The sequence below is a fragment of the Pseudomonas shirazica genome, from assembly GCF_015168335.1.
GTDB lineage: Bacteria > Pseudomonadota > Gammaproteobacteria > Pseudomonadales > Pseudomonadaceae > Aquipseudomonas > Aquipseudomonas asiatica.
The window spans coordinates 3,006,459-3,027,097 of record NZ_CP063456.1; the positions used below are offsets into that span (position 1 = coordinate 3,006,459).

Below are 20,639 nucleotides of genomic sequence, written 5' to 3' on the forward strand. Positions count from 1 at the left end.
ACATCGACCCCAGCTCGCACAGGGTCCGAATACATCAGACTAAAGTCGCAGAAGAAAACCTTGTCAATATCCCGTCAAAAAATTCGTTCAGCATCGATAATGCGACTCAACTTACTGTTTTTCTGAGACTTATGAAAAGTTCAACGATTTTATAGAGCGAAAAGATATTACCGAGTGTTTCACTGCAACCTACGCTCCAGCATGTGGGAGCAACGCAGCGTTTTGGACCATTCGCCCTCAGAGCGACCCGCCTGCGAGCCGACCAGAAGCCACAACTACCGCTGTACGGGCCGCCGCAAGGGCTTCCCGTTTGTGATAAAGGGAGGCCTCCGATGCACAAGCCACCACGCACTCGTTCCGAGTTGGCCGACGTGCTGTTCCGCCTGCGCCGCAGCTTTTTTGCCCTGGCCGCCTTCAGCGGCGTCATTAACGTCATGATGTTGACGCCAGCTATTTATATGTTGCAGGTGTACGACCGCGCCCTGGTCAGCCGCAACGTCACCACCCTGACCATGCTCACCTTGCTGGTGATCGGCTTGTTCATGCTGATGTCGGCCCTGGAGATGGTCCGCACCCGCGTACTGATCCGGGTCGGTAACTTCCTCGACATGGATCTGAACCGACGCATCTTCAGCGCTGCCTTCGAACGCAACCTGAGCCGCGCCGGCGGCAACCCGGCCCAGGCCTTGCAGGACCTGGCCCAGGTACGGCAGTTTCTCACCGGCAACGGCCTGTTCGCCTTCTTCGATGCCCCGTGGACGCCGATCTACCTGCTGGTCTGCTACCTGATCCACCCACTGCTGGGGCTGGTGACGTTGATCGGTTCGCTGATCCTGGTGGGCCTGGCCTACATCACCGAGAAGGCCACGCAAAAACCCTTGGCCGAAGCCAACCAGGCGGCCCTGTCCTCGGCCAGCTACGCCAACAACAATCTGCGCAACGCCGAAGTGATCGAAGCCATGGGCATGCTGCCAGCGATCGGCAAGCGCTGGTTTCAGGGCCATTTGCGCATCCTGCAGATGCAGACCCTGGCCTCCGACCGCGCGGCGATCATCAGTAGCACCGGGCGCTTCGTGCGCATTACCTTGCAATCGGTGATCCTCGGCGCCGGCGCACTGCTGGCGATTGAGGGCAAGATCACCCCCGGCATGATGATCGCCTGCTCGATCCTTACCGGCCGCGCCCTGGCCCCAGTTGAACAGGTGATCGCCGCGTGGAAGCAACTACAAGGCAGCCGTTCCGCCTGGGGCCGGCTCAACGATCTGCTGCACGACTACCCGCAGCGGCCACCAAGCATGTCGCTGCAACGGCCAATGGGCATGCTGGCCGTGGAAAACGTGGTTGCCGGTGCTCCCGGCACCAGCAACAGCATCGTGCGCGGGGTCAGCTTCAGCCTGGTCCCGGGTGAAAGCCTGGGCATCATCGGCCCGTCGGCTTCGGGCAAATCCACCCTCGCCCGCCTGCTGGTAGGCGTGTGGCCGACCCAGGCCGGCAAGGTGCGCCTGGACGGCGCCGACATCTTCACCTGGAACAAGGCCGAACTCGGCCCGTGGCTCGGCTACCTGCCGCAGGACGTGGAGTTGTTCGAGGGCACCATCGCCGAAAACATCGCACGCTTTGCCGAAGTGGACAGCGAAGCGGTGATCCGCGCTGCCCGCAGCAGCGGTGTGCACGACATGATCCTGCGCTTCCCGCAGGGCTACGACACCCGTCTGGCAGCCGACGGCAGCCCGCTCTCCGGTGGCCAGAAACAACGCATCGCACTGGCCCGCGCGCTGTATGGCGAGCCGAACCTGGTGGTGCTGGACGAGCCCAACGCCAACCTCGATGACGTTGGCGAAAAGGCGTTGGTCGATGCGTTGGCCGAACTCAAGGCGCGCGGGGCCACGGTAATCCTGATTTCCCACCGGCCCAATGTGCTGTGCGCGGTCGACAAGGTGCTGATGCTGCGTGACGGTGCCGTGCACATGCTCGGCAGCCGCGACGAAGTGTTCGCGGCGCTGCGCAAGGCCAGCGTGATCCCGACGGCGACCGCTGCGCCGCTGGCGTCGGTAAAAGTACGGGAGTGACCGATCATGCAGATGACCCAACACACCGAGTTGATTCCCGCCGAGGCTCGCAACGAGATCGACCTGGACATTCATCGGCCGGCACGCTGGGGCGTGTGGCTGGTCGTCGCCGGCTTTGGCGGTTTCCTGCTGTGGTCGGGCCTGGCGCCGCTGGATGCCGGTGTGGTCGCCACCGGTACCGTCAAGGTCAGCAGCAACCGCAAGGCCGTGCAGCACCTGACCGGTGGCACGGTCGAGGCGATCCTGGTGCGTGAAGGCGATGTTGTGAAGAAAGGCCAGGAGGTGGTACGCCTGGACGCCCTGCGCGCGGTGGCCGAACAGGGCGCGGTCAGTGCCCAGTACATCGTCAGCAAGACCGTGGAGAACCGCCTGGAAGCCGAGCGCGATGGCCGCGACCAGGTCGCCTTCGACCCTGCCCTGCTCAAGCACTACGGCGGCGACCCGCGCCTGCTGGCAGCCATGGACCTGCAACAGCGCCTGCTGGACACCCGCCGCGCGGGCCTGGCTGGCGAACTGAGCATCCTCGAGGAAAACCTGGCTGCCACGGCGGTGCAGCTCAAGGGCCTGCAGCAGGTGTACGGCGCCCGCGCCTCGCAGATCGGCTTCCTCAACCAGGAACTGCAAGGCACACGCGTGCTCGCCGCCGAAGGCTATGTACCACGCAACCGCCTGCTGGAGCTGGAGCGCAACAATGCCGACCTGTCCGCCGGCCAGGCCGAAAACCTCAACAACATTGCCCGGGCGCGCAGCCAGGCCACCGAGATCAAGCTGCGCATCCTGCAACGCCAGCACGACTACCTCAAGGAAGTGGAATCGCAGCTGACCGATACCGCCAAGGAGAACACCACCCTGGCCGATCGCCTGCGCGCGCTGGACTACGAAGTGACCCATACGGTGATCCGCTCGCCGATCGACGGCATGGTCCAGGCCCTGAGCATCGCCACGGTCGGCGGCATCATCCAGCCAGGGGCCAAGATCATGGAGGTGGTACCGCTGGACCAGCCGTTGCAGGTGGACGCGATGATCCCGGTGCAGGCCATCGACAAGATGGTGCCGGGCTTGAACGTGGACCTGGCCTTCCCGGCCTTCAACCATGCGAAGACGCCGAATATCCCGGGGCGGGTCAAGACCATCTCCGCCGACCGCCTGATGGACGAAGAAAGCAAGCAGCCGTACTACCTGGCCCAGGTGGAAGTGACGCAGGACGGCATGGCCCTGCTGGGCAGCAACCATATCCGCCCCGGGATGCCGGCCACCGTCACCATCAAGACCGGCGAGCGCAACCTGCTCAGCTACCTGCTCAAGCCGATGCTCGAACGCGTGGACGCCTCGTTCAAGGAGCAATGACATGAATCGCCCGTGCCTGATGTTGTGCCTGTTGGGGTTGTCCGTACAGGCCAGTGCCATGGACCTGAAGCAAGCCTGGGACCTGCTGCAGTACCAGGGCCCGATCTACCGCGCCGCGGTGCACGAGAAAGAAGCCGGCAGCGAGAACCGCGCCATCGGCCAGGCCGGCCTGCTGCCGCAGATCAACGCTGTGGGTTACTTCAACAAGGTCAATGGCAGCCAGCGTCAGAGTGGCCGGGACAACGACCTGGACTATGACTCCAAGGGTGCCAACGTGCGGTTGCGCCAACCGCTGTTCAACAAGCAGAAGATGGCCGAATACCATCAGGGCCAGCAACGTGCCGACTACAGCGTGGCGGTGTTCGATGCCAAGACCCAGGACGCTGCGGTGCGCCTGGCCGATGCCTACTTCGACGTGCTGCTGGCCAGCGAAACCATCACCCTGGCCAAGGCCAAGCTGAATGCCTTCGAAGAGCAGCTGGCGTCGGCAAAGCGGCGCATGGAGCTGGGCGCCGGCACCATCACCGACATCGACGAGTCGATAGCCCGTCGCGACCTGGCCGAGGCCGACCTGATCGAGGCTCAGGACAACCTGGTCAACGCCCGCCGCAAGCTGGAGGAATACATTGGTGAAACGCCGGAGTCGCTGACCACCTTGCAGCCGGGCTTCAACACACCGCCGCTGATGCCGGGCAACCTGCAGGACTGGCTGGTCAAGGCTCAGGCCGACAGCCCGTTGATCCATGCGCGCCGGCACAACTACGAGCTGGCCGAAGAAGAAGTGAAACGCGCCCGCGCCGGGCACTGGCCGACCCTGGATTTCGTGGCGGGCTATACCGCCGGCAGCAGCCAGTCGATCTCCGAACTGAACCAGCGCAACCACTACAGCTCGATCGGGCTGGAGCTGAACATTCCGCTATACAGCGGCGGCAGCACCAGCGCCCTCACCCGCCAGGCCAGTGCCAACAGTTCCAAGGCACTGGATGAACTGGATGCCACGCGCCAGGAAGTGATCTCCGACACCACCCGCGAGTACCGCGGCGTACAGAGTGGCGCCTTGCGCATCCAGGCGCTGGAAAAGGCCGTGGCATCCAACGAACGCTCGCTGCTTTCGGCCCGCAAGGGCTTCAGGGAGGGCGGCACCAGCACCAACTCGGATGTGCTCAATGCCGAGGAATTGCTTTTTGACGCCCGGCATGACCTGTTCGAGGCGAAGCTGAACTACCTGATGTCGCGGCTGCGCCTGGCATCGTCGGTGGGCAGCCTGGGAGATGACGATATCCAGCAGATCAACGATTACCTCGGGCCGGAACTGATAGTAAGCAACTGACTATCGGCGGCCCGCTCCCACAGCGGCGCCTACCGCATTTTGTTCCATTTCAGGCTATGATCGGTGACCCCGCCGCGGACGCCATGCCCCATGCCCGTAGACCTGCAATCGTTATACCCCAGGCTGATCCACCTGATGCTGGACACGGTGTTCGTGGTCGACAGGGACAACCAGATCGTTTTCGTCAGCGATGCCTGCGAGGCGCTGCTGGGCTACCAGGCCTGCGAGCTGATCGGCACCCCGATCACCGACTACATGCACCCTGACGACCTGGCGATTACCCGCGCGTCGATCGTACGGGTGATGAACGGCCAACCCCATTACGACTTCCGTAACCGCTACATCCGCAAGGATGGCAGTATCGTGCATATCCTGTGGTCGGCCTCCTGGTCCGATGAGGCCAATGCCCGCATTGGTGTAGCGCGGGATATCACCGCCCAACACCAGGCCGAGGAAGAATTGCGTTTCCTGGCCCACCATGACCCGCTGACTCGCCTGGCCAACCGGGCCATGTTCAATGAGCGGCTGGGCACCGCACTTGTCGCGGCCCGGCACCACAACCATCCGCTGGCGTTGCTGTTCATCGATATCAACGACTTCAAGGATATCAACGACAACCACGGCCACAGCGTGGGCGACCGGGTGCTGTGCACCCTGGCGCGGCGCCTGGAAGGCTGCGTTGGGGCGACCGATACAGTGGCGCGGATGGGCGGTGACGAGTTCACCGTGCTGTTGACCGACTACGCCTCACCAGAGGCCATTGTCGAGCAGGTGGCACGTATCCTGGCAGCCATGGCCGAGCCACTCGGCGCCGAGTTTGCAGGCATCGGAGCGCCGTCCTGCAGCATTGGCGTGGCCCGTTTCCCCGAAGACGGCAATGATGCCGACATGCTGCTGCGCCATGCTGATGGCGATATGTACCGGATCAAGCGACAGCGCGCTGCGGCCAGCTGAATACCAAAGGGAAGAAAATGACGGAACACCTGCAAGGCGCCGCCGAGCAAACGCGTGGTCACATCAGCCGGATCGAGGCCTTGCTGTTCTGGCTGAAGCTGGGTTTCATCAGCTTCGGCGGCCCGGCGGGGCAGATAGCGATCATGCATCAGGAACTGGTGGAGCGGCGCCGCTGGATCAGCGAGCGGCGCTTTCTGCATGCCCTCAACTACTGCATGCTGCTGCCTGGCCCCGAGGCCCAGCAACTGGCCACCTACATTGGCTGGCTGATGCACCGCACCTGGGGCGGGGTGATTGCCGGCACCCTGTTCGTACTGCCGTCGCTGTTCATCCTGATCGGCCTGTCGTGGGTCTATCTGGCCTGGGGCGAAGTGCCGGTGGTGGCTGGTATTTTCTACGGGATCAAGCCGGCCGTGACCGCCATCGTCGTGCATGCCGCACATCGGATTGGCACGCGCGCCCTGAAAAACGGCTGGTTGTGGGCCATTGCCGCGGCCTCGTTCGTGGCCATTTTCGCGCTCGACGTTCCCTTCCCGCTGATCGTGCTGGCGGCCGCGCTGCTGGGCCATATCGGCGGGCGGCTGCTACCGGGGCAGTTCGCGCCTGGTGGTGGCCACGGCGCAGCCAGGGCCAGCCATGGCCCGGCCGTGATCGACGACGACACACCGGCGCCAGAGCACGCCCGCTTCAGCTGGGGGCGGCTGCTGGGCCTGCTGCTGGTGGGTGCCGCGCTGTGGCTGCTGCCCATGGGTGTACTGATGGCTACCTTTGGCTGGCAAGGCACCTTGACGCAAATGGGCTGGTTCTTCACCAAGGCGGCATTGCTGACCTTCGGCGGCGCCTACGCGGTGCTGCCCTACGTCTACCAGGGGGCCGTCGGCCATTACGGCTGGCTGTCGCCGACGCAGATGATCGATGGCCTGGCGTTGGGGGAAACCACCCCCGGGCCGCTGATCATGGTGGTGGCCTTCGTCGGCTTCGTCGGTGGCTACCTGCACCCCATGTTCGGCACCGACCAGGCGTTCATGGCCGGCGCGGTAGCGGCGAGCCTGGTGACCTGGTTCACCTTCCTGCCCTCGTTCCTGTTCATCCTGGCCGGTGGCCCGCTGGTGGAATCGACCCACAACGAACTCAAATTCACCGCCCCGCTGACCGGGATAACCGCGGCGGTAGTGGGCGTGATCCTCAACCTCGCGCTGTTCTTCGGCTACCACGTATTGTGGCCGGCCGGTTTCGACGGGCGGTTCGACTGGCCTTCGGCGCTGATTGCGCTGGCGGCGGCGGTGGCGCTGTTCCGTTACAAGCGTGGGGTGATCCAGGTGTTGATAGCCTGTGCCCTGGCGGGGCTTGCCACCCATCTGTCGAGCCCACTGTAGGAGCAGCCTGGTGCTGCGAAGATGCCCGCATGGCTGGCGGAAATCTGTCTGCCATACTGACCTCTTCGCAGCACAAGGCTGCTCCTACAGAGGGTAGTGATAGGTCGCAGGGCCTATCTCCAATCCAACGGAGATGAACATGCGCAACCCTGAAGACGCCTTGCTCGACAGCTGGCAGCACAACGCCCAGGCCTGGATCGATGCGGTGCGCAGCGGCAGTATCGAGAGCCGTCGCCAGGTTACCGACCAGGCCATCCTGCTGGCCATTCTTGGTCGCCAGCCCGAACGGGTGCTCGACCTGGGCTGTGGTGAAGGTTGGCTGCTGCGCGCGCTGGGCGACCGGGGTGTCGAGGCGGTAGGTGTGGACGGTGACCGGGCGCTGGTGGATGCCGCGCGTGCTGCGGGTTCCGCCGAGGTGCACCTGGCCAGCTATGCACAGCTGACCGCTGCCCAAGTCTATGTTGGCAAGGACTATGACCTGATCTGTGCAAACTTCGCCCTGTTGCAGCAGGACATCATCCCGCTGCTGGCAGCGATGAATGCCTTGCTGGCGCCCGGCGGTGCACTGGTGATCCAGACCCTGCACCCGTGGAGCGTGGCGGATGGCGATTACCAGGATGGCTGGCGGGAAGAGTCGTTTGCCGGGTTCGCCGGGCATTGGCAGGTGATGCCGTGGTACTTCCGCACCCTGGCCAGCTGGTTGAACGCGCTGGACATGGCGGGGTTGCGGCTGGTCAGCCTGCAGGAGCCACAGCACCCCCAGAGTGCGCTGCCACAGTCGCTGCTGTTGGTGGCCGAACGCTCTTGAAGCATACGCGGTCGGTGTAGGAGCGGCCTTGTGTCGCGATGGGCCGCAAAGCGGCCCCAGGATTCATGCGGTGCTGCTGAAATCCTGGGGCCGCCTTGCAGCCCATCGCGACACAAGGCCGCTCCTACAGGGACCGCGCCGGGCTCAGAGGACTGGCTTGCGCGCCGCCCCGCTGCGGGCCTTGGCCATGGCCGCCAGGCGCACCGCAACGTTGGCCGCACCGTAACCGGCATACCCCCCCTTGCGCTGGATGATCTCGAAGAAGAAACGCTCTTCGAACGGCTCGGTATACACGTGGAACAGCTCGCCGCCCTGGGCATCGCGGTCGTACAGCACGTTGTAGTAGGCCAGTTCGCTGAGGAACTCGTCGTCGAAATCGAAACGCGCCGCCAGGTCGTCGTAGTAGTTCAGCGGGATCTCCAGCAACGGTACCCCGGCCAGTTTGGCCCGCGCCACTTCGCGGAAGATGTCGTCGCAATCGAAAGCGATGTGGTGCACGCCCGAACCACGATAGCTGGACAGCGCATGGGCGATGGCGGTGTTGCGGTTTTCCGAGATGTTCAGCGGCAGGCGCAGGGTGCCGCATTGGCTACGCAGCGCGCGGCTCTTGACCAGGCCGTACGGGTCCGGCAGCACCACTTCGTCATCGGCTTCGAAATCGAACAGGCTCTTGTAGAACAGCACCCAGCTGTCCAGCGACTCGGCCGGCAGGGCCAGGGCCATGTGGTCGATACGGCGCAGGCCGCCGGTGGCGGTGGCGTTCTTGTCCAGGCTGAAGTCGGTGTCGTACAGGGTCTGGCCGGCAGTGCCCTGCTCCACCAGGTACAGCAGGCTGCCATCTGGCGCACGTACCGCCGGCACTTCGCACTCGTTGGGCCCGACCAGGCCACGGAATGGCTGGCCACGGAAGGCGGTGGCGCGCTTCAGGGCGGCTTGCTGGTCCTTGACCCGCAGCGCGGTGGCGCACAGCGACGGCCCGTGGGCCTCGAAGAAGTTGTGGCCGAAGGAATAGGGTTCGGCGTTCAGCACAATGTTGATATCGCCCTGACGCAGCAACTGCACCTCTTTGCTGCGGTGCTTGCCGGCATCGGCAAAGCCCAGGCGCTTCAGCCAGTTGCCCAGGCGCGCGCCGACGGCTTCGTCGACTGCAAATTCGAGGAACTCCACGCCGTCATAGGCACTGGCCGCCGGTGGGGTGAACAGCACACCGGGCTCGATCGAGGTACCTTCCTGCTCCAGGCGCAGGCGGGTGTGCTCCTCGAGATACAGCAGCGAACGCAGGCCGTCGGCGGCATTCTGCCGGGGCGGTGCGGCGCGGAAGCCGTCGTTGAAGATTTCCAGCGACAGCGGCCCACGGTAGCCGGTGGCAAGGATCGGCGCCAGGAAACCGGCCATGTCCATCTCGCCCTGCCCCGGGAAGCAGCGGAAGTGGCGGCTCCACTCCAGCACATCCATGGCCAGGATCGGCGCGTCAGCCATTTGCACGAAGAAGATCTTGTCGCCGGGGATATCGCGGATCGCGCTCGGGTCGCCCTTGAGCGACAAGGTGTGGAAGCTGTCGAGGATCACCCCGAGGGCCGGGTGGTCGGCCTGGCGCACCAGGTTCCAGACTTGCTGGTAGGTGTTGACGTGGCGGCCCCAGGCCAGGGCTTCGTAGCCAATGCGCAGGCCGCGTTTGCCGGCGTGCTCGGCCAGCAGGCGCAGGTCGTCGACCAGCAATTGCTCTTCACCCAGGGCATCGGCCTGGACGTTGCTGCATACCAGCACCAGGTCGGTGCCCAGTTCCTGCATCAGGTCGAACTTGCGCTCGGCGCGGTCGAGGTTCTTCTGCAGGCGGTCGCGGCGGCAACCCTCGAAATCGCGGAACGGCTGGAACAGGGTGATGGCAATACCCAGGTCGGCGCACATCTGCCGTACCTGGCGCGGGCTGCCGGCGTAATAGAGCAGGTCGTTTTCGAAGATCTCGACGCCGTCAAAACCGGCGGCGGCGATGGCTTCGAGCTTTTCCGGCAGGGTGCCGCTCAAGGACACGGTAGCGATCGAACGCTGCATGGCGGGAGTTCCTTGTTGTTGGAGGTTGAGGCCAGGGCTGCCTGTACCGGCCCTATCGCCGGCAAGCCAGCTCCCACAGGATTGGCGCATACCTTGTGGGAGCTGGCTTGCCGGCGATAGGGCCAGACCTGGAAAATCCGGACCACAGTTCCTGGCACGATCGATTATTCGCAGGTAAAGTCGTCGCTTCAATCTCTTTGTACGGAATGGTTAGTTTTGCGTTCGATTATCGAACAAAACCGATTTTAGCGAATTGCCAGCCCACTGGCCCGTGGTCAACATGAACCACAGACGCAGGCACACCGACCCTCGCCTCCTGCCTTGGCGAATCTCCGGCGGAACCTGTGCAAACAACAATAACAACGGAGACAACGATGGCTCACTCCAGCTCTCAAGCCAAGAAAGCGACTGCCAGTGGATGGATAGGCTCGGCACTCGAGTACTACGACTTCTTCATCTACGCCCAGGCTGCTGCGCTGATTTTCCCGCAGATCTTCTTCCCCAACACCGACCCGAAAATGGCCATCATCGCCTCGCTGGCCACCTACGGCGTGGGTTACCTGGCGCGCCCGGTCGGCGCCTTCGTGCTGGGCCACTGGGGTGACACCCGCGGCCGCAAGAACGTACTGCTGCTGTGCATGTTCCTGATGGGCCTGTCGACCATGGCCGTTGGCCTGCTGCCCACCTACCACGACATCGGGCTGCTCGCCCCGGCGTTGCTGGTGGTGCTGCGCCTGGTCCAGGGCTTTGCCGTGGCCGGGGAAATCTCCGGAGCCAGTTCCATGATCATGGAGCACGCACCGTTCGGTCGACGGGGCTACTACGCCAGCTTCACCTTGCAAGGCGTGCAGGCTGGCCAGGTGCTGGCGGCGGCTGTGTTCCTGCCGCTGGCCTACTTCATGCCCAGCGAAGCCTTCAACGACTGGGGCTGGCGCATTCCGTTCCTGCTGAGCGCCTTCGTGCTGATCGCCGGCTTCATCATCCGTAAGGAAGTGCACGAAACCCCGGCGTTCGTGAAGGAAGAGAAGCAGGACAAGGTCGCCAAGTCGCCGATCAGCGAGGCCTTCCGCCACAGCTGGAAGCACATGGTGCTGGTGATGTTCATGGCCTTGATGAACGTGATCCCGGTGGTCGCCACCATCTTCGGTGCGGCCTACGCGGTGCAGCCGGCCTATGGCATCGGCTTCGACAAGAGCGTGTACCTGTGGATTCCGGTAGTCGGCAACATCGTCGCGGTGCTGGTGATACCGTTTGTCGGCAACCTGTCCGACAAGATCGGCCGTCGCCCGACCATGATCGCCGGTTGCCTGGGCTCGGGCTTGCTGGCCTTCGTCTACCTGTATGCGATCAGCATCCAGAACGTACCGCTGGCGTTCGCCTCGTCGATCGTGATGTGGGGCATGGTGTACCAGGGTTACAACGCGGTGTTCCCAAGCTTCTACCCAGAGCTGTTCCACACTCGCTACCGCGTTTCGGCCATGGCCATCGCGCAGAACATCGGCACCATGCTGACCGCCATGCTGCCGGCACTGTTCGCCCTGGTAGCCCCGCCCGGTTCGGACAACATCCCATTGGTGGTTGGTAGCCTGGCGTTCTTCATCACCTGCGTGTGTGCTTTGGCAGCCTACATTGCACCGGAAACCCATCGCCTGGCGATGGAAGACCTGGGTAACCCCGATGCCAAGCCGATGGACAAGACCGCGTATGAAGCTAGCCGTAAAGGTAGCTTTCAGGCGGTGAGCCACTGAGATTGCAGGGGGCTGCTCTGCAGCCCTTTCGCCGGCAAGCCAGCTCCCACCTTGACCGCACAGGCTTCAAGCCTTGTGCGGTTCCTGTGGGTGCCCTTCGCCGGCAAGCCAGCTCCTATCTTGACCGCACAGGCTTCAAGCCTTGTGCGGTTCCTGTGGGAGTCCATTCGCGGGCAAGCCCGCTCCTACCTTGACCGCACAGGCTTCAAGCCTTGTGCGGTTCCTGTGGGAGCTGGCTTGCCGGCGAATGGGCCGCAACGCGGCCCCGGCAGTTTCAGCCCTTGACTACTTCCTGCAGGCGCGCCCAGAGCTGTTCGACATGCTCCCGCTCGGTCGGCAATGCGCCAATCGACACCCGCACCATCCACCGCCCATCCAGCGTCGCCGGCGTCACATAGGCATCCCCAGACGCATTCAGCCGTTCGGCCCAGCCCTTGGTATGCGTATCCAGCGTCTCCCCTTCCAGCCCCGCCGGCCGATGGCGAATGCACAACGTCTGCAACTGCACCGGCGCCAGCACCTCCCACTCCGCCGCCGCGCCGATTTGCCCGGCCAGCCACTGGGCATTGTCCAGGTCACGCCGCAGCCGTGCCTGCAACGCCTCGACCCCCTCGCTGCGCAGCATGAACCACAGCTTCAATGCGCGGAACCGGCGGCCCAGCGGGATACCCCAGTCACGCAGGTTCTTCACCTCGCCATCCACCGCCGACTGCAGGTAGCTGGGGTTGGTGCTCATGACCCGGATCAGGTGCTGCGGGTCGCGCACGTAGTAGATCGAGCAATCGAAGGCCACGCCCAGCCACTTGTGCGCGTTGACCACCAGCGAATCGGCCAGCTCGATGCCGTCCCACATCCAGCGGCATTCCGGCAGGATCATCGCCGAGCCGGCCATGGCCGAGTCCACATGCAGCCACAGGCCATGGGCCTGGGCGATCTCGCCGATCGGCCGCAGAGGGTCGAGGGCCGTGGTGGCGGTGGTGCCGGTGGTCGCGACCACCGCGCAAGGCTGGTTGCCAGCGGCCAGGTCCTGCTCGATCGCAGCCTGCAGGGCCTCCGGGCGCAGAGCGTAGCGTTCGTCGGTCGGGATCAGGCGTATGTTGTCGCGGCCAAAACCGGCCAGCAATGCGGCTTTGTCCACCGAGCTGTGGGCATGGGCGCTGACATAGACGATCAGCGGCTTGGCCTGGGCTTGCAGGCCGCCGCGTACCAGTGCGTAGTCGCTGGCGCGTTCCCGTGCGCAGATCAGCGCCACCAGGGTGCTGGTGGATGCGGTGTCCTGGATCACCCCGCTCCATTGGCCAGACAGGCCGAGCAGCTGACGCAGCCAGTCGAGGGTGGTTTCCTCCAGCTCGCTCAGGGCCGGGCTGGACTGCCACGAAAGGCCCAGCACGCCCAGGCCAGTGCTGAGGAAGTCACCGAGGACCGACGACAGGGTGCCATTGGAGGGGAAGTAGCCGTAGAAGTCCGGGTGCTGCCAATGGGACAGGCCGGGCATGACCAACTGGTTGACGTCGTCAAGGATCGCTGCGAAAGGCTCGCCTTGCCGGGGGGCCTGTGCAGGCAACGCAGCCTTGAGATAGCCGGGCTCGACCTGGGCCATGACCGGGCGCTCGCCGACGGATTGGCGGTAGTCGGCGATCAGGTCGATCAGTTGGTGGCCGTACTGGCGGAATTGTTCGGGGGTCACCTGGGGTCTCCTGTGGGGTTTTTCGCTGCCTGTGCCCGCGAAGAGGCCAGCGCAGGCAGCACAATGCCCCCAGTCTAGGCACCTGTCCCGAAGTGAATAACCCCGCTTCGCGCATACCTGCTATGGCAAACCCGCATGCCCACCCTGCACACCGAACTGCGACTGGCGCCACAACTCGAACACCCGGTTGCGCAACCAGCGGTGTTCGGCCGAGGCCTGCAGGCGCTGGTGCCACACCACCCAGTAGCGCTGGCTGTGGTCGATGAAGCCCAGCGGCCGCCAGGCCAGGTCATGCAGGCGGCACAGCTGCCGGGCGATGTGCTCGGGCACGGTGGCCAGCGCCTGGCTGTTGGCAATCACCTGCACGGTGGCCGAGAAGAACGGCACTTCCAGGCTGACCTGCCGTTGCAGGCCCTGGGCGCGCAAGTGGCGGTCGATGAAGCTGTCCTTGTCGCCTCCGCCGGAAATACGCACATGCTTGTGCGCCAGGTAGTCGGCCTGGCTGAGCGCACCGTGGGCAGCCAGCGGGTGGTCGTGGCGCATCAGGCACACTGCCCGGTCCTCGCCCAACAGCCGACCGTGCAGGTTGGGTGGCGACTCGTCGAACAACGTGGTGGCAAGGTCGATCTCGCCGCTGGCCAGCAAGGCGTACTGGCCGGCCTGCCAGGTGCGGTACTCCAGCGATACACCCGGCGCCTCGCGCTCCAGCGCCGCCACCAGCAGCGGCAGCATGTGCTCGGCCACATAGTCCGACGCGGCCAGACAGAAGCGCCGCTCGCAACGCGCCGGGTCGAACACCGCGGGCTGGCGCAGGGCGTGCAGCTCCTCGAGAACCTGGCGCAGGGGTTCGACCAGGGCTTCGGCGTGTTCGCTGAGTACGTAACCGCGGCCCTGGCGTACCAACAAGGGGTCGTCGAAGGCTTCGCGCAGGTGGGCCAGCTGGCGGCTAAGTGCGGACTGGCTGACGCCGAGGCGCTCGGCGGCGTGGCTGAGGTTCTTCAGCTGCAGCAGGTGGTCGAGGGTGCGCAGGTGGGCGAGGCTGAGGGAGGCGAAAGCGGGGTTCATACAGGCTCCCTTCTAAAGGATCGACCGGCCCAATCGCCGGCAAGCCAGCTCCCACAGGGTCACCACAACCATCGGGGCTTGTGCTGTACCTGTGGGAGCTGGCTTGCCGGCGATTGGGCCGCAAAGCGGCCCCAGAGAAGCAGATCAGTCAGTCAGGCCAACATAAACGTTCTGCACGTCATCGTTCTCGTCGATCGCCTCGAGGAACGCTTCCACCTCGGCCAGCGCCTCGGCACTCAGGCTGGCCGCGCTCACCGGGTTCTTCGGGGTGTAGCCGATCTTCGCCGAGGTCACGGTGAAGCCGTGCTCCGGCAGGGCCTTCTGCACGGCGTCAAGGTCGGTGGTGTCGGTGATGAACAGGGTCGAACCCTCTTCGTCACCTTCCTCGAAGTCCTGGGCGCCGGCTTCGATGGCCGCCATTTCCGGGTCGGCGTCGCCGTTCGGGGTGGCTTCGATCAGGCCGACATGGTTGAAGTCCCAGGCCACCGAACCGCTGGCACCCAGCTGGCCCTTGCGGAACAGCACGCGGATCTGCGCGACGGTGCGGTTGACGTTGTCGGTCAGGCACTCGACGATCAGCGGCACCTGGTGCGGGGCGAAACCTTCGTAGCTTACCGCCGAGTACTGCACGGCATCGCCGTCCAGGCCCGCGCCCTTGCGGATTGCGCGCTCCAGGGTCTCGCGGGTCATCGAGGCCTTCTTGGCCTGCTCGATGGCCAGGCGCAGGCGTGGGTTCATGTCCGGGTCGGCGCCGGACTTGGCGGCGATCTGGATCTCTTTGGACAGCTTGCCCATGATCTTGCCTTTGGCGTTGGCCGCGGCTTCTTTATGTTTGGCTTTCCACTGTGCGCCCATGTCGACTCTCTTGTTTCAGCGGCCGGTTCAGGAAGCGACCGGCCAAAAGTGGGTGCAGTTTATACGCCCTCTGGCCTGTGTTCGACAAGAAATCGCTGGGGCCGCTTCGCGACCCTATCGCGACACAAGGCCGCTCCTACAGAAGAAGCGCGCCAATCTGGGCTTGCGCGTCCCCCTGTAGGAGCGGCCTTGTGTCGCGACAGGGGTGCGAAGCGCCCCCAAAATATCAGCCTTTATCGGCCTTGCCCGCCGCCGCGGCAAACCGCGCCAGACGCACATCCAGCCTGCGCGGCCGCAGCCCACGGTCCTCGGCCCGCTCCTTGCGGCGGATGGCATTGCGCACCATCAGCGAACCCAGGTAGCGGATCGGCTCGGGCGGGAACAGCCCCAGCGGCCCCTTGATCAGCGGCGAACGGGTCCATGGGTTGTCCAGCCCCAGTGCCAGCGACGACAGAATCTGCCCGCCCATGTGGCACGGCCCGACGCCGCTGCCGGAGTAACCAAAGCCGTAGAACACGTTGCCCTGCCCGTCCAGCCGGCCAAAGAACGGCAAACCGGTCACCGAGCGGTCGGACGGCCCGTTCCAGCTGGCCGCCAGCGGCACCTCGGCCAGCGCCGGGAAAAACCCGCCCAGGCTTTCACGCAGCAGCGGCCGGTACGGCGACGGCTGGTCGAACACCGGCAGCATGCGCCCGCCATAGGCGAAGGTATTGCCGCCCTTGCCGAGCATCAGCCGACCATCGGAGGTGTTGTGGTAGTAATGCACGAAAATCCGCGAATCGAGCACGCTGATGCCACTGTCCAGGCCGACCTGGTGCAGCAGCTCGGGGCAAGGTTCGGTGATCACCATGTCGCTGGAAACAATCGCCACGCTGCGTTCGAACTGCGGGAAAGCCCGCGCCATCCAGGCATTCAGGCCCAATACCACGCGGTCGGCGCGCACCGTGCCATGGGCCGTGCGCACCTGCACCGGGGCGCCGTGCTCCAGGCCGGTCATGGCGGTGCCCTCATGGATGCGCACGCCGCGCTGCAAGGCCACCCGGCGCAGGCCGCGCACCAGCTTGCCCGGCTGCACCGTGGCCGCGGCCGGCGAGAACCAGCCTTCCAGGTGCCGCGCCGAACCCGCCAGACGCTGCACCTGCGGCAGCGGCAGGCGGCGAAACGAGTTGATCCCCTTTTGCTCCAGCGCAGCGATCACCGCGTCGGTGGCGCCGACCTGCGCGGCGTTGGTGGCGGTGTACAGCGTGCCGTCCAGGCGGTAGTCGCAGTCGATGCCATTGGCCGCGCAGAACGCACCGATTTCACCGATGCTACGCTCGGACTCACGCACCAGGCGCACCGCCTCGGCCACCCCGAACAACCGCTCGAGGGTGAAGTACTTGGCCGACCAGGACAACGCACAGCCACCATTGCGGCCACTGGCACCGGCACCGCAGATATCGGCCTCGATCAGCACGATATCCAGGGCCGGCACCGCTTCCTTGAGCATCAGTGCGGTCCACAGGCCGGTATAGCCGCCGCCGACGATGCATACATCGCAACGGGCATCGCCTTGCAGCGGCGGGCACACCGCCTCTTGCGCCGAATCCAGGGCCTGTTGCAGCCAGAAGGGTCTCATTCGCTCGCTTTCCTTTCAGGTACGCAATGGCTTGATTGCCATGCTGGTATTCGGTGCCACGTCGGTGCTTTGCGCAGCGCTGGCCGGGCGGCTGTTCCAGTGCGGCAGCAGCACCAGCGCCGAGAACAGCGCGCAGCCGGCAAACACGATGAACACCGTGACGCCATCGAAGTATCCCGGCAGCAGCCCGCCCAGCACCGCCCCCACCGAGCCGCAGCCGTTGACGAAGCCTGCTGCGGTGGCACCGGCCTTGGCGGTGCCGAAGTCGATGGCCGCAGCACCGCTGATCATCGAGTCTGGCCCGTACAGGGTCAGGCCCATGACGAACAGCAGGGCCACCACCAGGATCACGCTGCCGGTGTGCATGGCCGCCATGAATGCCGCCAGCGCCACGGTCAGCAGCACCAGGCTGATGACACAGGCCGGCATGCGCCGGGCGCCGAACAGCTTGTCGGAGGCAAGGCCGATGATGATCGGGCCGAGCAGCCCGGCCAGTTCGAAGGCTGTCGGGATGATCGCTGCCCCCACCTTGCCCACCGAGGGCATCTGCTCGAAGACGATCACCGGCCCCCACAGCAGGATGGCGTAGCGCGCCGGTTTCAACAGGAAGTACGCCAGCCCCAGGGTCAGCACCGTGCGGTTGCGCATGATCTCCTTCAGGGGCGCCCACACACTGCACAGGTTGCCGGCCGGGGCCATGCTCTGCGGCTCGGGCTCCACCGCCGGCAGGCCGACGTCTTCAGGCTTGTTGCGCTGCAGGAAGAAGAACAGCACGGCCACCAGTGCCACCACCGCGGCACTGGAGAAGAATGCCGCGTGCCAGGTACCGACCAGGGTGTAGGCCCACCAGCCGGCGAACGGCGAGGCCACCAGGCCGCCGAAGGCATAGCAGGAACTCCACAGGCCCAGCACCCGCCCACGCTGCGACGCCGGGAAGAAGCTGCCGATGTTCTTGCACAACCCGGCCCAGCCGGTGGATTGCGCCAGGCCCTGCACCAGCATGCAGGTGGCGAAGATCGGGAATGTGGCGTAACTGCCCATTACCACCGCCGCAACAGCAGAAATCAGCAGGCCGCCGAGCACCACCACGCGTGGGCCAAAGCGGTCGGCAAGCATGCCCCAGGTGAACTGGCCCACGGCGTAGGCGGCCAGGTAGATGGCGTCGAGGTTGGCCATGGCGGCCTTGTCGAGCATGAAGTCGGGGTCTTCACCGATGCCCAGCTTGGCCACCGAGAAGGCCTTGCGGGTGAAGTAGAAGGCGGCGTAGGCCAGCCAGGTAATGGCGAAAATCTGGATACGCCAGCGTTTGAACGCGGCTAGGGATTGGTTCATGTAAGTCTGACCTCTTGCTTGAGTGTGCCGGCAGAATGTGAAGAAACGCCTGTCTTGTTCTTGTGTTACGCACAGCGATGACGAGGCTGTCATCGGGTCAGATGGCGCCGTTTGGGTGCCATGGCCCTGGCGGCACTTGTGGTGCCAGCGTCGGGCTGACATGCATGGAAACAGTTGCGCTAAGATAAATAAAATCGATTTATCGTATTTCACACATAAGCCCAGCTTGTTACTGAGGTCGTCATGTCGGTTTCCCACGCACAACTCAAGGCCTTCCACGCCGTGGCGGTGCACGGCAGCTTTACCCGCGCCGCCGAAAAGCTGTTTCTTACCCAGCCCGCGGTGTCGGACCAGGTGCGCAAACTGGAGGAGCGCTTCGGCGTCTTGCTGTTCCACCGCAACAAGCGTTCGGTGCAGCTCACAGACCTCGGCGAACGCCTGCTGGGCATCAGCCAGCGCCTGTTCGCCTGCGAGGCCGAGGCCCATGAACTGCTGCAGGATTCGCGTGCGCTGCACACCGGCAGCCTGGTGCTGGCGGTGGACGCGCCGGTGCACGTGCTGCCGCAGATCGCCCGCTTCTGCCAGCGCTACCCGGGCATCCAGGTCAAGATCGAGACCGGCAACACCGACGAGTCGCTGGCCCGGCTGTTCAGCTACCAGGCCGACCTGGCCCTGCTGGGGCGGGACGTCGACGATGAGCGTCTGCACTGCCTGCCGCTGCGCCGCGACCCGATGGTGGCGTTTGTCTCGCACCAGCACCCCTGGGCCAGCCGCGGCGCGATCAGCCTGGCGGACCTGGACGATACACCGCTGGTACTGCGCGAGCCCGGGTCGGTGACGCGGCAGACGCTGGAAGAAGAAATGCAACGGGCCGGGCTGCGGATTCGCCCGGCGATCCAGGTGGAAGGCCGGGAAGCGGCGCGGGAAGCGGTGGTGGTGGGGATTGGTGTGGGGGTGGTGTCGGCGGCTGAGTTTGGTGCGGATGCGCGGGTGTGCGCGTTGCCGATCGTCGATTGCCAGCGGCACCTGACCGAGACACTGGTGTGCCTGAGCGAGCAGCGCACGCGGCGGGTGGTGGCGACCTTCCTGCAGATGGTGGAGGAAGGGTTGTAAGCCTGTGCCGGCCCTTTCGCAGCACAAGGCTGCTCCTGCAGGATTATCGCATTCCCCTGTAGGAGCAGCCTTGTGCTGCGAAGGGGCCGGTACAGGCAACCCAACTATGCTGGGATAACCTCAACCCTCGGCACACAACCCATGCTCTACCGCCTTGCCGCCGACACCCTGGTCCTGCTGCACCTGCTCTTCATCCTGCTGGTGCTGTTCGGCGGCCTGCTGGTACTGCGTTGGCGCCCTGCCCTGCTGCTGCACCTGCCGGTGCTGGCCTGGGGCCTGGCGGTGGAATGCCTGCACCTGGGCTGCCCGCTGACCACCTGGGAAAACCGCATGCGCAACGCGGCTGGTGACGCGGGCTATCAGGGCGGCTTCGTCGAACACTATATCTGGCCGTTGATCTACCCCGCCGGGCTGACACCGCACATCCAGCTGCTGCTGGGCACTTTCGTGCTGCTGCTCAACCTCGGCGTCTACGGTTACGTGGCCTGGCGCTGGCGCCGCCCTAGCGGGTAGCGATCACGAACAGCCGCGGGAACGGCAACAGCACCTTGCCATCGGTGGCCGGCGGGTAGTCGCGTTGCATCGCCTGCAGGTACATCTGCAGGAAATCCGTCTGCTCCTGGGGATCCAATCGCGCCAGGTACGGTCGCAAGGCCGAACCCTTGAACCATTCCACCACGGCTTCGGCACCGCCGGCCAAAGGGTGATGATAGGTGGTACGCCACACATCCACCCGCGCGCACAACGGGCTGAGCAGATCGTAATAGAACGCCGCGTTGTGCCGAGGCGGTAGCTGGAAATCAGCGAACTTCGCCGCCCAAGGTCCCTGGCTGGCGATTTCGCGCAGTTGCCGGTGGGCCGGCTCATCGAGGTTGTCCGGGGTCTGCACGGCCAGGCTGGCACCTTCGCTCAGCTGGCGCACCAGGTGCGGGTACAGCGAGGCGTGGTCGGGTACCCATTGCAGCGAGGCATTGGCCAGGATCAGGTCCTGCGGCTCGGGGGCGGACCAGCCGGCAATGTCAGCGATGACCGTGCGCACCCGGGGGATGCACAGCCGTTTGCGCTCGCGGGCCTTGTCGATCATGTCCGGGTCGCTGTCCAGGGCCGTCACCTGGGCATCCGGGTAACGTTGCAGCAGCACCTCGGTGGAATTGCCAGGGCCACAGCCCAGGTCGGTGGCGTGGCGTACCGGGCGTGCCGGTACAGCGGCCAGCAGGTCACGCACCGCGCGGGTACGCTCGTCTTCGAATTGCGAATACTGGGTGGCGGACCAGGCCATGTGAAG

The 20,639-nt window shown here is 64.9% G+C and carries 16 protein-coding genes; 9 read left to right on the forward strand and 7 right to left on the reverse strand.

The window, feature by feature from the left end:
• Positions 1 to 332: 332 nt before the first annotated feature.
• The 6 genes from IMX18_RS13645 (at position 333) to IMX18_RS13670 (ending at position 7,884) form a co-directional block, all read left to right on the forward strand.
• Complete coding sequence (locus IMX18_RS13645) at positions 333 to 2,069, forward strand: type I secretion system permease/ATPase (RefSeq protein WP_100413706.1); 1,737 nt, start codon at positions 333 to 335, stop codon at positions 2,067 to 2,069.
• A gap of 6 nt (positions 2,070 to 2,075) precedes the next feature.
• Positions 2,076 to 3,416, forward strand: a complete 1,341-nt coding sequence (locus IMX18_RS13650) for an HlyD family type I secretion periplasmic adaptor subunit (RefSeq protein WP_217190846.1) — start codon at positions 2,076 to 2,078, stop codon at positions 3,414 to 3,416.
• A gap of 1 nt (position 3,417) precedes the next feature.
• A complete protein-coding gene (locus tag IMX18_RS13655; protein ID WP_015269955.1) occupies positions 3,418 to 4,746 on the forward strand; it encodes a TolC family outer membrane protein in 1,329 nt (442 codons plus the stop codon).
• Positions 4,747 to 4,836: 90 nt separating this feature from the next.
• On the forward strand, positions 4,837 to 5,700 hold the full coding sequence (locus tag IMX18_RS13660; protein ID WP_043935540.1) for a sensor domain-containing diguanylate cyclase: 864 nt from the start codon (positions 4,837 to 4,839) through the stop codon (positions 5,698 to 5,700).
• A 17-nt stretch (positions 5,701 to 5,717) separates the two neighbouring features.
• Positions 5,718 to 7,076, forward strand: a complete 1,359-nt coding sequence (gene chrA / locus IMX18_RS13665) for a chromate efflux transporter (RefSeq protein ID WP_015269953.1) — start codon at positions 5,718 to 5,720, stop codon at positions 7,074 to 7,076.
• Between the two features lie 139 nt (positions 7,077 to 7,215).
• Positions 7,216 to 7,884 (forward strand): class I SAM-dependent methyltransferase, encoded by a 669-nt coding sequence (locus IMX18_RS13670; protein WP_217190847.1) that lies wholly within the window; start codon positions 7,216 to 7,218, stop codon positions 7,882 to 7,884.
• A gap of 144 nt (positions 7,885 to 8,028) precedes the next feature.
• Here IMX18_RS13670 and quiC read toward each other — a convergent pair whose 3' ends face one another.
• Positions 8,029 to 9,936: a 3-dehydroshikimate dehydratase QuiC gene (gene quiC / locus IMX18_RS13675; RefSeq protein WP_137164947.1), complete on the reverse strand. Its 1,908-nt coding sequence runs from the start codon at positions 9,934 to 9,936 to the stop codon at positions 8,029 to 8,031.
• A gap of 374 nt (positions 9,937 to 10,310) precedes the next feature.
• Between quiC and IMX18_RS13680 the strand changes: the two genes are divergently transcribed.
• Positions 10,311 to 11,684: an MFS transporter gene (locus tag IMX18_RS13680; protein ID WP_015269950.1), complete on the forward strand. Its 1,374-nt coding sequence runs from the start codon at positions 10,311 to 10,313 to the stop codon at positions 11,682 to 11,684.
• Positions 11,685 to 11,958: 274 nt separating this feature from the next.
• Here IMX18_RS13680 and IMX18_RS13685 read toward each other — a convergent pair whose 3' ends face one another.
• The 5 genes from IMX18_RS13685 to IMX18_RS13705 all read right to left on the reverse strand — a co-directional run bounded on the left by IMX18_RS13685 (position 11,959) and on the right by IMX18_RS13705 (position 18,241).
• On the reverse strand, positions 11,959 to 13,371 hold the full coding sequence (locus tag IMX18_RS13685; protein ID WP_015269949.1) for a DOPA decarboxylase: 1,413 nt from the start codon (positions 13,369 to 13,371) through the stop codon (positions 11,959 to 11,961).
• A 120-nt stretch (positions 13,372 to 13,491) separates the two neighbouring features.
• Positions 13,492 to 14,436 carry a LysR family transcriptional regulator gene (locus IMX18_RS13690; RefSeq protein ID WP_015269948.1) on the reverse strand — a complete coding sequence of 315 codons (945 nt, stop codon included), beginning with the start codon at positions 14,434 to 14,436 and terminating at the stop codon, positions 13,492 to 13,494.
• 144 nt (positions 14,437 to 14,580) lie between these two features.
• A complete protein-coding gene (locus tag IMX18_RS13695; protein WP_013972055.1) occupies positions 14,581 to 15,291 on the reverse strand; it encodes a YebC/PmpR family DNA-binding transcriptional regulator in 711 nt (236 codons plus the stop codon).
• Between the two features lie 226 nt (positions 15,292 to 15,517).
• Complete coding sequence (locus tag IMX18_RS13700; RefSeq protein ID WP_015269947.1) at positions 15,518 to 16,909, reverse strand: FAD-dependent oxidoreductase; 1,392 nt, start codon at positions 16,907 to 16,909, stop codon at positions 15,518 to 15,520.
• Between the two features lie 15 nt (positions 16,910 to 16,924).
• A complete protein-coding gene (locus tag IMX18_RS13705) occupies positions 16,925 to 18,241 on the reverse strand; it encodes an MFS transporter (protein ID WP_003259277.1) in 1,317 nt (438 codons plus the stop codon).
• Between the two features lie 243 nt (positions 18,242 to 18,484).
• Between IMX18_RS13705 and IMX18_RS13710 the strand changes: the two genes are divergently transcribed.
• The gene (locus IMX18_RS13710) at positions 18,485 to 19,354 is read left to right on the forward strand and encodes a LysR substrate-binding domain-containing protein (protein ID WP_013972053.1); all 870 of its coding nucleotides are present in this window, start codon (positions 18,485 to 18,487) and stop codon (positions 19,352 to 19,354) included.
• Between the two features lie 141 nt (positions 19,355 to 19,495).
• The gene (locus IMX18_RS13715; RefSeq protein ID WP_015269945.1) at positions 19,496 to 19,867 is read left to right on the forward strand and encodes a DUF2784 domain-containing protein; all 372 of its coding nucleotides are present in this window, start codon (positions 19,496 to 19,498) and stop codon (positions 19,865 to 19,867) included.
• Here IMX18_RS13715 and tam read toward each other — a convergent pair.
• Positions 19,857 to 20,633 (reverse strand): trans-aconitate 2-methyltransferase, encoded by a 777-nt coding sequence (gene tam / locus IMX18_RS13720; protein ID WP_082810535.1) that lies wholly within the window; start codon positions 20,631 to 20,633, stop codon positions 19,857 to 19,859. The genes IMX18_RS13715 and tam overlap by 11 nt on opposite strands.
• Positions 20,634 to 20,639: the final 6 nt, after the last annotated feature.